Source organism: Thermoleptolyngbya sp. PKUAC-SCTB121 (assembly GCF_016919485.1).
In the GTDB taxonomy this organism is placed as follows: Bacteria; Cyanobacteriota; Cyanobacteriia; order Elainellales; family Elainellaceae; genus Thermoleptolyngbya; species Thermoleptolyngbya sichuanensis.
On the sequence record NZ_CP070366.1, the window covers coordinates 367,204 to 381,333 of the forward strand.

The window sequence follows — 14,130 nt, forward strand, 5'->3', positions numbered from 1 at the left end:
ACAATCCGCAGTGATCCTCCCCACAACTCCGCCTATGACTCCACCCAACGACTCTGGCTCCAATTCCATCACCCCATCCGACCGCATCGACGTAGAGATGAACGGCAGCGGGGCTAGCAGCAGTGGCAACCAATCGCCTCTGGAGTCATCTCAGGCAACGCTCCAAGAAACGACTCAAGAAACAACTCAGGCAACGACTCAGGCAGCATCCCAAAAGCCGCCCCAAAAGCTGCACCAGAAGCTACCTCAGGGGGCGATCGCCGATGCAGCAAGGGGAAAGCCCAAAACAACGATCATAGTTTCGCCAGCTATAGTTTCGCCAGCTATAGTTTCGCCAACCTCTGCGCCCCCATCGTCTGGCAAGGGCAGACAGGGCTGGCTAATCGCGTCGCTGCTGCTAACCTCTGTGGTTGCTGGTCTAGGGGGTGCAGCCTTGGGCTGGGCCATCCGCCACCACTCTCAAAATCCTCATGCCGGAGAGCCACCGGCGCTGCTCGATCCGTTCGTGAATAATGAGCAATCCTTTCCGCCGATCGAAGGCTGGGTGGGAGATGACCCAGTCAGGCGGTATTCCCCAGAAGCCTTTTCGGAAGAGGTGCTACCCGAAGCGCCCCCTCATACAGCACCGATTCGAGAACGACAGTTTCAAGAGTCTCCTCCAATCCAGACCCGCCGCCAAATTCCAGAAGAGTTCGCCGATCCATCAGGTCTTCCCCCAGTCGATGAACCGGCCTGGGCCGCGCCAGATACGGTTCCTGTAGAGCCACCTCCTCAAGTTTCACAGCCCCCCGCCCCTTCCCGCTTTTCGTCGGAGCCTGCTCCGCCTGAACCTCCCCCTCCTGTGCAAGCGCCTCCTCTCTCAGAGAGCATTCACAAAACCAAGCCCAGTTCCGACATACCCGAACCCCCTCGACAAACTCAGTCCGTCGAAATCCCGGTTTTGCCAGCCCCCTCGTCGCCGTCCTCTCCCTAGCCCCCCGGCCCCTGCCTTTTTTGGGCTGCTCAGAGAGAGGAAGCCATTGCCACAAGCTAGCGGCTCAGGACATCCCAACGAATGGATGCTCTGAAGTGAGAGTTTTTCGCGGGTTATTCTGTTAAACGATTGAAAAATCGGGCATCTTAAGTAGTGAGATTCATCGCGAGATTCAGCACATCCCAGCGCTGGCCTTCCTAACCTGGATCGAGAGTGTGCCAGTTATGTCCTTAGACTTTTTGCCGCGCAGTGGCCGCTTTAGCTGCTCTACTTCACAGCCTCGCTCTCCATTTATCAGCCTCCAGTTCAAGCTCATGTTGGGCGTTGCGCTGGTCAGCGGGCTGGTTTTTGTCGGGTTATACGGCTGGCTTTATAGCAAAGCTTTAAATCGGGTGAGGGAGGGGCTAAGGCAGGACATGGTGAATACGCTGGACGGGGCGATCGCCGGTGTTGATGCGACCGAGTTTTCCCAGCTTTCCCAGTTGCCTGCGCCGCAGGGCGAGCCAGTGCCCGCCTCAAACCCGCTCTATCAGCGCCATCAAGAATGGCTGATCCGAATTCACAACGTAGAGCCACGGGCCAATCCTTATACCTTGGTGAAGGGAGCCAAACCCTACGAAGCACTCTGGATTGGGGATAGCTTGCGAGTCTTGCAGCCGGAGAACGCCACAAGCTTTCGGGAAGCCTACCTCGCCACACCGGACGAAACTCGCCTCTATCAGGGATTTTCGGAGGTGACGCTGACGCTCTCGCCCTACACCGACTCTTGGGGAAACTGGATTTCTGCCTATGGCCCGATTAAAAATGCTGAAGGGCAGGTGATTGGGCTGCTGGGGATCGATTTTCAGGCTGACGAGATCTACAGTGTTGAGCGAGACATTCGCAAAAGCTTGGCGATCGCCTTTGGCAGCACCTACCTGCTGCTGCTGGGTCTGGTGGCGCTGCTGGCTCGCTCCTTTACGCGACCGATTATCGATCTGACCGATGCCACCGAGCAAATGAGCCAAGGCGAGTACGATCGGGCGCTGACACAGTTTCATCGTCGCTATGTGCGAGATGAGATTAGCCAACTGGCAAGCAGCTTTGAGCGGATGGTAGAGCAGGTGCAGCAGCGCGAGGCAGACCTGGCCAGCGCCAACAGCAACCTGGAAGAACAAGTCCGGCAACGCACCCAGGAGCTAGAAGAGAACAACGCCCACCTTGAGCAAACCCTGCGAGATCTCAAGGCCACTCAGTCGCAACTGATTCAAACGGAAAAGATGTCGAGTTTGGGGCAGCTTGTGGCAGGTCTAGCCCATGAGATTAACAATCCCCTAAGCTTCATTCAGTCCAATTTGCTCCATGCCCGCGAGTACATGCAGTGCTTATTGGAGATGCTGAACCTTTATCAGACCCATCTCCAAAAGGTGCCAGCGATCTGCGAAAAGGCAGAGGAACTAGGGCTGGAATTCATTCAGGATGATCTGCCCAAGCTGCTGGGGTCGATGCAGGTTGGCACGCAGCGGATTAGTGAAATCGTGCGATCGCTCCGTGTGTTTGCCCGGTTGGATGAGTCTGAGGTCAAGTCCGTTGATCTGCATGAAGGGCTGGACAGTACGCTGCTGTTGCTCAATAGCCGTCTCCGGGGCACTCCTAGTCGAGCAGGTATCCGCATTGTTCGGGAATACGGCGATCTGCCGCTTGTCGAGTGCTACGCCGGACAGATTAACCAGGTGTTTATGAACCTTTTGAGCAACGCGGTCGATGCTCTGGAGGCGATGCGAGAACAGGTGGATGGTTTACGCAGCGCCGCTGGGCAGGCTCATTCCCCGGCATACTGCATGGACTGGGCCAAGGATTTATTGCCAGAGGAACAAGACGAGATTCCCACCATCTGGATTAGAACCCGTCTGGTCGAAGGGAATCGCGTCTCGGTGTGCATCGCAGACAATGGAATTGGCATTTCGACGGACGTGCAGCAGCGGATCTTTAATCCCTTTTTCACCACTAAACCTGTGGGACGCGGAACCGGGCTGGGGCTATCAATTTGCCATCAAATCATTACCGAGCGCCACGGCGGTACGCTGAAATGCACCTCTTGCCCCGCTGAGGGGTCAGAATTTTGCTTTGAGATTCCGCTGAAGCTGCCTGCCAACCAGCCCCAACAGACCCAGGCTTAGGCTTAGGCAAGTAGAACTTATGCGGTTGGTCGCCAGTCCGAGCAAAGGCGGAGAGAGTTGGAGGAATTGAGGGAACTCTGAATTAGGCCGTAGCTGCTCAGACTGGCTGAAAGATGAGCCATCAGACCAACAGGCTGTCGGCGCGGCTCATTCCTTCTACTTTGGAGATATTGCTATGGGTTTGTTCGACCGAATGTTTGGCGTACAAAACACAGTTCAGGAAACCTTTAGCCCAGCCGAAGCCTATGCAGCGATCGCCCTGGCCGCAGTTGCTTCTGACGGCTATCTGGCAGACGAGGAGCTATCGGGTCTGATGAGTACGCTGAACCGCATGCAGCTCTTCCGGAGCTATTCAAGCGACATTATGCGACGGATGTTTGACAAGCTGTTCAGCATCCTGCGGCGGGATGGGGTCGGCGTTTTGTTTGCGATCGCCAAAGACTCTCTCCCCTTTGAACTGAAGGAATCGGCCTTTGCAGTTGCCACCGATCTGGTTTTGGCCGACGGCCGTGTCACCCAGGAAGAGCAGCAGTTTCTCAACGATCTCTATCAAGCCCTTGGCATTTCCGAAGCCGCGGCCGAGAAGATTGTAGACGTAATGCTCATTAAAAATCGCGGCTAGGTTGCAAGTCGGTTCATCGTAAGAGGCGATCGCCCAGCGCAAGAGGCGATCGCCCTTTTTTATCGCTCTACTCCCGACACCCAGCCGCACGAAACTGCTCCATCAGCGCTGTGGGCCAGGTGGGGTCGATCGCAGGGGGCCGCTGGGACGCATAGACCTGCATGTTTCCCGTTGGCTCCACCGTTGCCAGAAACTCGCTGTCGTAGTTTGAGACCGTCACTTGCCGCAAGAGCGATCGCGTAGACTGCGTATTGCTAGCCAGCAGTTGCCCCTCCGCCACCTGCGCCACGGAAAACTCTAGCGGCGTGTCATACACCTCAAACGGCACGGTTGCCGTTTCCTGCTTGCTATAGCGCACCAGGCACACGCGCCCTGGTACTTCCGACGGAAACACCGTCATAAAGTAATGGGGCAGCATATCCCACTCTTTGGCCCAGGTTCCCAAAAACGGGGCCATGTCTGGGTCTGTCTCTGCCCAGGTTTGCCGATAGGCGACCAGTTCTGAAGAAATCGGCGACCCCACTGAACCAATCTTGCCCAGCCCCAGCAAGTCCAGATCGGACTGAATCCGCTGCTGCATCTCGGCCTCTGCCTGACGGAGTGCGTCTTCTGTCAGCGGCGGCCGTAGCGGCGCATCGACAGGATGCAGCACCACAGCAGGATCGGGAGTGGCTGCGTCGGGCGCAGACGGGGTGCAGGCTATGGCCGTTCCCAGCCCCGCCGTCAGCACCACGGCCGCCGCCCACTTCACCCGAATTGCATGAGTCATCAATCGTTTTGCCATAACCCTCGTAGCCCAGACCATCAATTTCTGGGGTCTTCTTTTATTAGGTCTACAATTTCTGGCAGCAGGTTCCGCAATGAAAAAGCCCCACTTCACCGATTGGGAAGTGGGGGCAGACCTTTCTGCTTGAGAGCCAACTTGTCAAGAGCCAGCGGAGAACCAACGTCCTTTAGACCCGGAGGAACGGGCGGAGGCTTGGGCGAGTCCGGGCGTTAGTAAGGACGCAGCACGCCGCGCAGTTCGCCGGCCCGGTTGCGCGTGGTGTGAAGATCAAGATAGAGATTGCCGCTTTCCAGCGCTTGCCGTTGTTCTGGCGTGAGGGTGTATTCTCCCGCAAAGCGACCGTCGCGATCGCCCCTCATCGTCACCGTCAGCGCATACTGGAAGGGGCCGTTGGCGGTGGGTTCGCCCCGATGGATATGCACGGCTGAGGTGATGTTGGGGTTGGGCGGATCGGTGGGGTCAACGGTATAGTCGCGCAGGGGACCAGCCAAATTGCGAAAGTCGCCCCGCACCACCAGGCGATCGCCCGCCAGCACGGCCCCGGCCACACCTGTCGCCCGACCAGAGGGAGACGCGCCCACCACTGCACCCCGGCTCAGGGTTGCCGAAAAGCGCTGTAAAGAAGAGCGGGTCATCCCCTGCGCCAGCAGCACAGTTTCTGCCTGACGCACCTCTGCGATGGGGGCGGGGTCTGCCGGACGCATCCTGCCAGAGACGGCTTGGGCCAGGGACGGGGTAGACAGCCCCACGAGAGATAGGCACGTCAGCGCACCCAGAACGAAATGGAAAAGAATCTTTTTGGGATGAATCATGGCTTTGAGGCGTTCGATAGCGCTTGGAATCAAGACTCGCGATGAATCCTAATGAACACTACGCCCAAAACTGCTGTTTGGATGTGTGATTTCATCCTTAGCCTGGAATCTGCATCAGAAATCTGTACCCAGCCCGACAGAATTTATCAAAAGACAGGGGATAATGCTCTCTGTTCTGGGTGAGGCGATCGCCAGTATTTGAACCCATCACGACTGGTCGTGCGCTGCTCAAGCAAAGGCGCTGCTTAGATTGAGGAAGGCTGTTCATGAAAGTGCAAGATTTAAAGGGAAAAACCGTTGCGTTTGCCGGGTCGGGCGGGCTAGATAGCTGCACCATTACGCGCTGGCTGACAAACCAGGGCGTAAACGTGGTGTGCTTTACGGCCGACCTGGGGCAGCCGGATGAAGAAGACATGGATGCGGTGCGCCAGCGGATGCTGAAGGCGGGCGCGGTGGACTTTGTGCTGCTGCCTGTGCGAGAGGCGATCGCCGAAGACGGCCTCAAGGTGATCCAGTCGCAGGCCTGCTACGAAGGGCGCTACTGGAACACCACGGGAATCGCCCGCTGTTCCCTGACCAAGGCAATGATTCTGGAAATGAAGCAGCGCGGGCTGACGATTTTTAGCCACGGCGCAACGGGGCGCGGCAACGACCAGGTGCGGTTTCAGCTAATTACCAATATGCTGGCTCCAGAGTTTGAGGTGTATGCACCCTGGCGCGACGAGAGCTTTCTGGCGCGGTTCCCCGGCCGCAGCGAGATGATTGATTTCTGTCAGGAAAACGGGCTGCCCGTGACGGCTACCAAAGACAAGCCCTATTCCACCGATGCCAACCTGCTGGGGTTGACGCATGAATCGGGAATGCTGGAGGCGCTGACCACCCCGGCCCAGTTTGTGAAGCCGATTATGGGCTGCTATCCGCAGGATGCGCCCGACACGCCAGAAGCTTTTACCGTGCGGTTTGAAAAGGGTCGTCCGGTGAGCGTGAATGGGGAATCGGTGAATCTGGTGGATGCGTTTTTGAAGACGAATGCGATCGCCGGAAAGCACGGCATCGGCATCGGCACGCACCTGGTCGAAAACCGCTTTGTGGGCATCAAGTCGCGCGGCGTATACGAAAGCCCCGGCGTAGAAACCCTGGGCACTTGCTATGCTTATCTGCTGCAACTGATTCTGGATCGGCGGGCGCGGGAGTTTTATGACCAGCTTTCGCTCCTGGTGGCCAAGCAAATCTATCAGGGCTACTGGTTTGACCGGGCAACGCAGATGATGCTGGCGGCGATCGCCAACACGGCCGAACTCGCCACCGGAACCATCAGCGTGTCCCTTTACAAAGGCAATATCTCCTTCGTGGCGGCCGACGACGTGCCCCACATCCTCTATTCCGAAGAAAACGCCTCAATGGAGGGCGTGGGCGACTATAACCACGGCGACTCGGAGGGGCTGCTGCGGGTCTTTGGCGTGAGCGCCCGCGTGTTGGCCACCAGCGGTCAGGTCGGTCTTTGAAGAACTGAGGACTGCGTTGAACGTGGGCCGAAACCCGGATGCGAGTTGATTGTTTGTGTGCGATGCACCCAAGCAGTCAACTCGCATCTCTAGAGTTTTGCGCTTTGGCAGGCTAAACATCGGCAGGCGAAATCCTAACGTTTTAGCACAATCCGATACCGCGCCTTGCCCGATACCAGATGCTCAAGGGCTTCGTTAAGCAAACTAAGCAAGCAATGAAGAACTGGAGGAAGAACTGGAGCGGTGGATAAATCACCAATCAGATGAACAGGGATTCACCCACGCCGCCGCTGATGATAAGGGGGGTTTTGAGGGAGCAACAATCCTATGTCTGGATGCCTATGTCTGGATGATTCCGTATCCTCTGCGCCTTGTCGATCCCCAGTTGGGCGGCTAGAGTCTTAATGAGTGCATCCAGCTTGGGCATTTTGCGGATGGGGATGGAGTTGCGCGATCGCCCCTTGGTAGGATAAATACGAGGGCGATCGCCACCTCAAAACCCCGTCAGATGCTTCTCCTAAGCCCTCATTGCATGGTTCGTTGCATAAGATGCACAGGAGATGCATAGGACTGTCGAATTCATTGGCTGTGAATCCGTAATGGCGTTTGGGTAACTTGAAAGAAGTTGAGTCAGACGCATCGCCCTGTTTCTACCTGGAACTGCCATGAGCGCCCCCTCCTCGCATCTACATTCCACATCCTCCCCATCGGCCGACCCGCTTGATGGGGACAATGCAACGGTTACGGTAGAGGTAGAAGTCCTCACCGATGGTTCGAGTGCTGGGCAATTGAGTGGGCGATCGCAGCCGCCAGAATCACCCGCTTCCCCCCCCGTCCCTCCCCCCAATCCAAACAGCGACCCAAGCGCCACCAGCCCCTCCAGCAGACCCAACCCCGGCAGCGCCCTGGCCACCACCAAGGGATCTTTCTCGTCCTTTCTCGCGCCGCTGACCCAGGATACGTTCAAGCAGGTCGTTACCGATGTTGAGCAAAAGCTAAGAGTGGTTAATCAAACCCTCTCGATGCTCGACAACCTGATGGATTCTCAGGGATTTGATGCCATCTTGAACGAGATGCTGCATTCCATCACCCTGAAAACGGGGGAACTGCTGAACGCCGATCGCGCCACTATTTTTCTCCTAGACGACGAGAAAGACGAACTGTGGGCGATCGTCGCCGAAGACGAAAACGGCAATAACCTGGAACTGCGAATTCCCAAGCATGTCGGCATTGCGGGCGAAGTCGCCACCACCAAGCAGGTCGTCAACATTCCCTACGACTTTTACGACGATCCCCGCTCTAAGGCGGCTCAGGCGCTCGACAAGAAAAATCACTACCGCACTTACACCATGCTGGCCATGCCCCTGCTGAACGATCAGGGCGACTTGGTGGCCGTCGTGCAACTGATCAACAAGCTCAAGCCCAACTGTGATTTGCAAGCGCACCTAGACGAGCGCATCGACCTGGGCGGCTTTACCGCGCAAGATGAGCAGGTGTTTGAAGAGTTTGCGCCCTCGATCCGGCTGATTCTGGAATCGTCCCGCTCGTTCTACAAGGCAACCCAGCAGCAGCGGGCCGCCTCGGCGCTGATGAAGGCGACCAAATCTCTCAGCCAGAGCAGCCTAGATCTGGAGGAAACCCTGGGACGCGTGATGGAAGAGGCCCAGGAACTGATGCAGGCCGATCGCAGCACGCTTTGGCTCTTGGATCGCGACCAGCACCAGCTCTGGACAAAGCTGCCGATCAACGGCGTGCTGCAAGAAATTCGCATCCCGATGGATGCAGGCTTTGCGGGGCAGGTGGCGATGTCGGGTGAGCCAGTCCTCATTCCCTACGACCTCTACAACCACCCCAACTCCGACACTGCCAAGGAAACCGACAAAAAGACGGGCTATCGCACATGCAGCATGTTGTGTATGCCCGTGTTCAACGCAGATGGCGAACTAATCGCCGTCACTCAACTGATCAATAAGAAAAAGCAGGGCGACCATCCGCCCTACGATCCGGCAAACTATCCTGAAGCGCCGGAGATCTGGCGGGCTAGCTTTAACCGAAACGATCAGGAGTTCATGCAGGCGTTCAACATTCAGGCGGGTGTGGCGCTGCAAAACGCCAAGCTGTTCGCCACGGTGAAGCAGCAGGAGCAACTCCAGCGCGATATTCTGCGATCGCTCTCTAACAGCGTTATCTCCACCGACAAAGAGGGACGCATCATCGCCGCCAACGAAAGCGCCCGTAAACTGCTGGGTCTGAGCGACACTGACCCGCTGGAGGGGCTGCACGCCGAGGAACTGATTGGGCTGGAAAAGGGGGATTTTTCCAAGTGGTTCAAAATGGCGCTCATGCCAACAGATGACAAGTGCCGTCAGCAGTATTACCCGGATCAAACGCTGAACGCGGTCAAAGGCGTGGAGCAGCACAGCATTAACCTGTCGATTAACACCATCGCCGATGCGAGTGACCCAGAGCAGGTGTCGGGAGCGCTGGTGGTGATGGACGACATCAGCGGCGAAAAGCGGCTAAAAAGCACCATGTCGCGCTATATGTCGCAGGAAGTGGCGCAGTTGCTCTTTGAGAACCCCAACGCTGCCAAAATGGGGGGCGATCGCAAAGAAGTGTCTGTCCTGTTTTCCGACATTCGCAGCTACACCACGCTGACCGAGAGCATGACCGCCGAAGAGGTGGTCGAAATGCTGAACCAGTATTTCGAGAGCATGGTAGACGCGGTGTTTACCTATAAGGGCACGCTGGACAAGTACATCGGTGATGCCATCATGGCGGTGTTTGGGTCGCCGCTGCCCTTGGACGACCACGAGTGGATGGCCGTACAAACGGCGATCGAGATGCGGCACCGACTTGCCGCGTTCAACGCCGACCGGGTACAGCGCCAAAAGCCACCGATTCGGATCGGCATCGGCATCAACTCCGATATCGTCATCAGCGGCAACATCGGCTCCAGCCGCCGCATGGAGTTCACGGCCATTGGCGATGGGGTTAACTTGGGGTCGCGCCTGGAAAGCGCCAGCAAGCAATACGGCACCGACATCATCATCAGCGAGAACACCTACAAGCCTTGCGCCGATCGGGTCTGGGCGCGAGAGCTAGACTGTATCCGGGTGAAGGGCAAGACGCAGCCCGTCAGCATTTATGAACTCGTTGGGCTGCGTGACGAAATCATTCCCGACGAGAAAAAGCGGCTGATTGACCTCTATCACGAAGGGCGCAAGCATTACCTGAATCGCGATTTCGTTAAAGCGATGAGCGCTTTTGCCACGTTGCTGCAAGACGTGAACAACGAAGACAAAGCCGCCAAGCTCCACCTCGACCGCTGCACCCACTGGCTCAGCCATCCGCCCAACGACGAAACTTGGCAAGACGGCGTGTGGACCATGACGGAGAAGTGAGGATTAAGGGGTCAGGGGTCAGGGATCAGGAACTATGGGTCGGGGATTAGAGGCTGAGCAGACAAGCTAACAACGGGGCTTATGCAAGGGGGCTTATGCAAGCTCTGCCTCAAAAGCGCGCAGGGCGCTGCTTGAGCCTTGGCTCCAGGCTAGCTCGACATAGCGGGGGATCAACTGCTTGACCGCAATATCTGGAAAAATGCCGCTGACCTCGCTTTCCTGATAGTGTTCGCTGTCGAAGATGTAGATTCGCAGGCCCTGACTCCGATAAATCCAGAGTTCTGGAATGGCGATCGCCTCATAATCTGCTGGCTGAGTAAAAGACGTGAGATCGACCTCAAGCGCTAGATCCGGCGGAGGATCAATTTCCAAATCGATACGTTCTTTACCCAAAATAGCCAATCGATTTTGGATGTAAAAACAGGCATCGGGTTCTACTCCGGTTTGGCTGACTCGCTTCAGCGTGAGGGGATCGAAGGCGTGCCAGTCTTGGTTCTGATGCCGCAGCAGCGCCTTCACCAAATCAGTGAGGGTAGCGGAGCGGTTGCTATGGCCAGGCAAAGGAGCCATCAAACGAATTTCCTGTTTCTTGACTCCAAAGTAGACTTTGACCGCAGCGCGATCGCGACGGCTTGACAACAGCCCTTCGTAATCTGCCCAGCTTTGATGACGCAAGATCACCTCACTACCCGGCGGTAGTTCAATTCCATCGGGGCTAATGGTCAAATTCATCAAGAAGCCTGTTGGGTTGGGTTTGTGAAGTTGGCACCAGATACTTGACGACCCTTAATTCTAATCCTTAGCTCATTGCCCTGAGCAAGCCATCCCTGATTTTCATTTTATTCTTCCTCTCGTGGGGTGGGCAGCGTCAGGTTATAGCGTAGCGCCAGCATTCGGAGCAGAACGATGGTGCAAAACCCGGCAACGGTGGCGATCGCCATATCCACCTGCCACAGCACCAGCACCAGATAAACCCAGCAGCCGACAAAGGCACAGGTGGCGTAGAGCGTGGCGGTTTTGCGAAAGACCACGGGAATCTGCACCAGCAAGATATCGCGCAATACGCCGCCCACCACGCCCGTAATCACGCCCAGCAGCGACGCGGTGAACGGCGGCATTCGATATTCCAGCGCAAAGGCCGTACCGGAAATGCTGAACAGCGCTAGCCCAAAGGCATCCAACAGCGCAAAGACTCGATAGGCAGGCGCTTTGACTGGCTTCAGCAGGCGCGACCCGTAGACATATAGCGCCGCCAGCAGCAGCACCAGCACCGCATAGCCCTCATAGCGTACCCAAAAGAACGGTCGCCGATCCAGCAGCACATCGCGCAAGGTTCCGCCCCCAAAGGCATTCACAAAGGCGATCGCATACACACCCACCAGATCCAGCCCTTTCTTGCGAGCAGCGATCATCCCCGATAGGGCTGAGGTGATCACGGCCGACACTTCTAGCGGATATTGCACCATGGCGAAGCGTTCGAGTTGAGCGGCGATCGCATCTATCGCATCTAGAGACATCAGAGGATTAAGCAGAGGATGAAGCGCTGTGGGTCAGGGATTGGGCTGAGACTTGAGAAAATCCAGAAAGTCGTAGAGTTCGGTTTCGTTGAGTTCCTGGCGCGATCGCTTGCTGTAGGTCGCTTTCAGGTGTTCGCGGCCGCGCTTGGCATCCCACCCCAGGCGGCGCAGTTCCACATCGGTCTGGGCGAGGATATCGGAAAAGTCGATGGAGGCGGGGGCGGGGCCAGGCGGCGCGGGTTCGGGGTTGGGCGGCGGGCTAGCGGACTTCTTGCGAGAGGGTTTGGCGCTGATCTGTGAGGCAGGTTTGGTGATTTGGGACAAATCGACGGGTTCGGAGGCTTCTGAAAAACCGTCGTCGGATGCGGAAATATGGGCGTAAAAATCTGCCACGACGGGGCCAGAGTCTAGCTCGTCTTCAGGCGGCAGGGGCGGGTCAAGCGGGTCGGGTTTGTCCCAGTCGCTCTCTGTGGGGAGTGTCGCCGCTTCGGTGACAAAGTCACGCGCTGGGGCAATCGGCGGCATCGCAGACCCCGCACTCTCCACGGGCAAACTGGCGCTGGGCAAACCGCTCGGTGAACGATTCCAGGCTGCATCCATCGGCGCAAATTCAGGCGTTTGGCCATCAGTCTCGCCAATTTGCCCGCCCGATTGCCCCCTCAACTGCCCGCCCGGTTGCCCACCGATTTGCCCCGTTACTTGCCCCGTTACTTGCCCAGGAGTCTGAACAGAGGTCTGAGCAGGGGTCTGAACAGAGGTTTGGACAGCGGCCGTTGATCCGTCATTCATGCCCAATCCATGCAGCCCCAACGCCTGGAGCGATCGCCCCCGTGCCCGGTCTTCTGCGTCTTCGATACTGGCGCTTTCGGCCAGCCCAGTGGCCAGCGTCAGCCCACCCATGATTACGCTAGCCCGCACGATATAACGCCCGTTTTGCACGGTCAGCAGGTCGGTAATCAGGCTAGCGAAGGGATACACAGCCCGAAATCGCGCCAGCAGTGCGGGCAAGTTCTCAGGCAAATTCTCAGGCAAGTTCTTAAGCAGGTTTCTAGCAGAATCAGCAGAAAAGGACGACATGACCAAGCACGGGAGGGAACGATTCGGAGAAGCAGGAACGATTCGGAGAAGCAGTGTAGCAGCGGGCGCGTTTGCATAGTGCGATCGCCTCCTCACCATACCCGGATTTCAGCCCAACGAAGCGAGTCGGGTCGAGGTCGGATTTCATGCACGGGTCAGACGTTTTTGCTGAACCCGCAAAAGCTTTGGATTCATCCCTGGAATTTTCTGAGACAAAGATTTGGGTTTAAATTCGATATGCTGTGAGAGACGCAGTTTGTCAAACTTGCGTTGATCTGCTGCTTTTTAGCAGAGTTTTTTACAGATTCTTGCAGACATTCTGCTGTTTGCGTTTGCTGTTTGCGTTGCTGTTTGCCTAGAGATTGCCGCCATGCTAGATAGATTGCTCGACTTGTCTCCCAACCTGGGTGTAGACACGTTCCTTCTGCTGACGGTGCTGGTGGCCCTCGAAACGCTGCTATCCGCCGACAATGCGATCGCGCTGGCGGCCATCGCCCAAGGGCTAGACGGCAAAAAAATGCAGCGAGACGCGCTGAATTTGGGGCTACTCGTCGCGTTTATTTTTCGGGTCATCCTGATTCTGACGGCAACCTGGGTGATTCGGTTTTGGCAGTTTGAGCTGGCGGGTGCGCTCTATTTGCTCTGGCTGGTGTTCAAGTATTTCACCTCCGATGAAACAGAGGACGGCGAACACCACCACCACGGGCCGCGCTTTACATCACTCTGGCAGGCCATTCCGATGATTGCGATTACGGATCTGGCGTTTTCGCTGGATAGCGTTACCACGGCAATCGCCCTGTCTCAGGAAGTGTGGCTGGTGCTAACGGGCGGGCTGATCGGGATTCTCACGCTGAGGCTATTGGCGGGGCTATTTATCCGCTGGCTGGATGAATATACCCATCTGGAAGACGCGGGCTACATCACCGTGGGGCTGGTGGGGCTACGCCTATTGATTAAGGTGTTTAACGACAGCCTGGTGCCGCCCCAGTGGGCAATGATTTCGGTGATTGCGCTGCTGTTTGTCTGGGGCTTTTCGGAGCGCAAACCGGAGGCGATCGCCGCTGAATCTGGCTCTGCGCCCCTTGCTGAAGCCCACACCCCACCCGATCCGCCGCCGCTCGAAGTTCCTTCTGGGGCAAAGCCAGAAGCCGATGAGCGCGAGGCGCAAGAAATTTCTGCGGACTGAGCCAAAGATAGCGCCCAAATAGCGCCAAATAGCCCCTAGATCGCTCCTAAATAGCTCATAATAGCCCCTCAGCTACAGCGTGATACAG

The 14,130-nt window shown here is 56.9% G+C and carries 11 protein-coding genes; 6 read left to right on the forward strand and 5 right to left on the reverse strand.

Features of this window, described 5'->3' with window-relative positions; genetic code table 11:
• The first annotated feature begins 34 nt into the window (after positions 1-34).
• From JTM80_RS01575 to JTM80_RS01585, 3 genes are all read left to right on the forward strand, one after another.
• Complete coding sequence (locus JTM80_RS01575) at positions 35-973, forward strand: hypothetical protein (protein WP_172353849.1); 939 nt, start codon at positions 35-37, stop codon at positions 971-973.
• Between the two features lie 224 nt (positions 974-1,197).
• Positions 1,198-3,132 carry a sensor histidine kinase gene (locus JTM80_RS01580; RefSeq protein WP_225906733.1) on the forward strand — a complete coding sequence of 645 codons (1,935 nt, stop codon included), beginning with the start codon at positions 1,198-1,200 and terminating at the stop codon, positions 3,130-3,132.
• 175 nt (positions 3,133-3,307) lie between these two features.
• A complete protein-coding gene (locus tag JTM80_RS01585; RefSeq protein WP_172353850.1) occupies positions 3,308-3,754 on the forward strand; it encodes a tellurite resistance TerB family protein in 447 nt (148 codons plus the stop codon).
• A gap of 67 nt (positions 3,755-3,821) precedes the next feature.
• Here JTM80_RS01585 and JTM80_RS01590 read toward each other — a convergent pair whose 3' ends face one another.
• Complete coding sequence (locus tag JTM80_RS01590; RefSeq protein WP_172353851.1) at positions 3,822-4,523, reverse strand: hypothetical protein; 702 nt, start codon at positions 4,521-4,523, stop codon at positions 3,822-3,824.
• A 227-nt stretch (positions 4,524-4,750) separates the two neighbouring features.
• On the reverse strand, positions 4,751-5,353 hold the full coding sequence (locus JTM80_RS01595; RefSeq protein WP_205370437.1) for a CHRD domain-containing protein: 603 nt from the start codon (positions 5,351-5,353) through the stop codon (positions 4,751-4,753).
• Positions 5,354-5,619: 266 nt separating this feature from the next.
• Here JTM80_RS01595 and argG point away from each other — a divergent pair, with 266 nt between their 5' ends.
• Both argG and JTM80_RS01605 read left to right on the forward strand, forming a co-directional pair.
• A complete protein-coding gene (gene argG, locus JTM80_RS01600) occupies positions 5,620-6,858 on the forward strand; it encodes an argininosuccinate synthase (RefSeq protein ID WP_172353853.1) in 1,239 nt (412 codons plus the stop codon).
• Between the two features lie 665 nt (positions 6,859-7,523).
• Complete coding sequence (locus JTM80_RS01605) at positions 7,524-10,262, forward strand: GAF domain-containing protein (protein WP_205370438.1); 2,739 nt, start codon at positions 7,524-7,526, stop codon at positions 10,260-10,262.
• Between the two features lie 93 nt (positions 10,263-10,355).
• Here the strand turns inward: JTM80_RS01605 and JTM80_RS01610 are convergent, their stop codons facing one another.
• The 3 genes from JTM80_RS01610 to JTM80_RS01620 all read right to left on the reverse strand — a co-directional run bounded on the left by JTM80_RS01610 (position 10,356) and on the right by JTM80_RS01620 (position 12,799).
• Positions 10,356-10,994 carry a Uma2 family endonuclease gene (locus JTM80_RS01610; protein WP_205370439.1) on the reverse strand — a complete coding sequence of 213 codons (639 nt, stop codon included), beginning with the start codon at positions 10,992-10,994 and terminating at the stop codon, positions 10,356-10,358.
• A 107-nt stretch (positions 10,995-11,101) separates the two neighbouring features.
• Positions 11,102-11,779, reverse strand: a complete 678-nt coding sequence (locus tag JTM80_RS01615) for a trimeric intracellular cation channel family protein (protein WP_205370440.1) — start codon at positions 11,777-11,779, stop codon at positions 11,102-11,104.
• Between the two features lie 33 nt (positions 11,780-11,812).
• A complete protein-coding gene (locus tag JTM80_RS01620; RefSeq protein WP_205370441.1) occupies positions 11,813-12,799 on the reverse strand; it encodes a hypothetical protein in 987 nt (328 codons plus the stop codon).
• 427 nt (positions 12,800-13,226) lie between these two features.
• Here JTM80_RS01620 and JTM80_RS01625 point away from each other — a divergent pair, with 427 nt between their 5' ends.
• Positions 13,227-14,042, forward strand: coding sequence for a TerC family protein (locus JTM80_RS01625; protein WP_172353857.1), 816 nt, complete (start codon positions 13,227-13,229; stop codon positions 14,040-14,042).
• Positions 14,043-14,130 lie beyond the last annotated feature (88 nt).

Coding starts and splice junctions, on each gene's coding strand:
- JTM80_RS01575 (WP_172353849.1), top strand. CDS start 35: ATGACTCCACCCAACGACTCTGGCTCCAATTCCATCACCCCATCCGAC.
- JTM80_RS01580 (WP_225906733.1), top strand. CDS start 1,198: ATGTCCTTAGACTTTTTGCCGCGCAGTGGCCGCTTTAGCTGCTCTACT.
- JTM80_RS01585 (WP_172353850.1), top strand. CDS start 3,308: ATGGGTTTGTTCGACCGAATGTTTGGCGTACAAAACACAGTTCAGGAA.
- JTM80_RS01590 (WP_172353851.1), bottom strand. CDS start 4,523: ATGACTCATGCAATTCGGGTGAAGTGGGCGGCGGCCGTGGTGCTGACG.
- JTM80_RS01595 (WP_205370437.1), bottom strand. CDS start 5,353: ATGATTCATCCCAAAAAGATTCTTTTCCATTTCGTTCTGGGTGCGCTG.
- argG (WP_172353853.1), top strand. CDS start 5,620: ATGAAAGTGCAAGATTTAAAGGGAAAAACCGTTGCGTTTGCCGGGTCG.
- JTM80_RS01605 (WP_205370438.1), top strand. CDS start 7,524: ATGAGCGCCCCCTCCTCGCATCTACATTCCACATCCTCCCCATCGGCC.
- JTM80_RS01610 (WP_205370439.1), bottom strand. CDS start 10,994: ATGAATTTGACCATTAGCCCCGATGGAATTGAACTACCGCCGGGTAGT.
- JTM80_RS01615 (WP_205370440.1), bottom strand. CDS start 11,779: ATGTCTCTAGATGCGATAGATGCGATCGCCGCTCAACTCGAACGCTTC.
- JTM80_RS01625 (WP_172353857.1), top strand. CDS start 13,227: ATGCTAGATAGATTGCTCGACTTGTCTCCCAACCTGGGTGTAGACACG.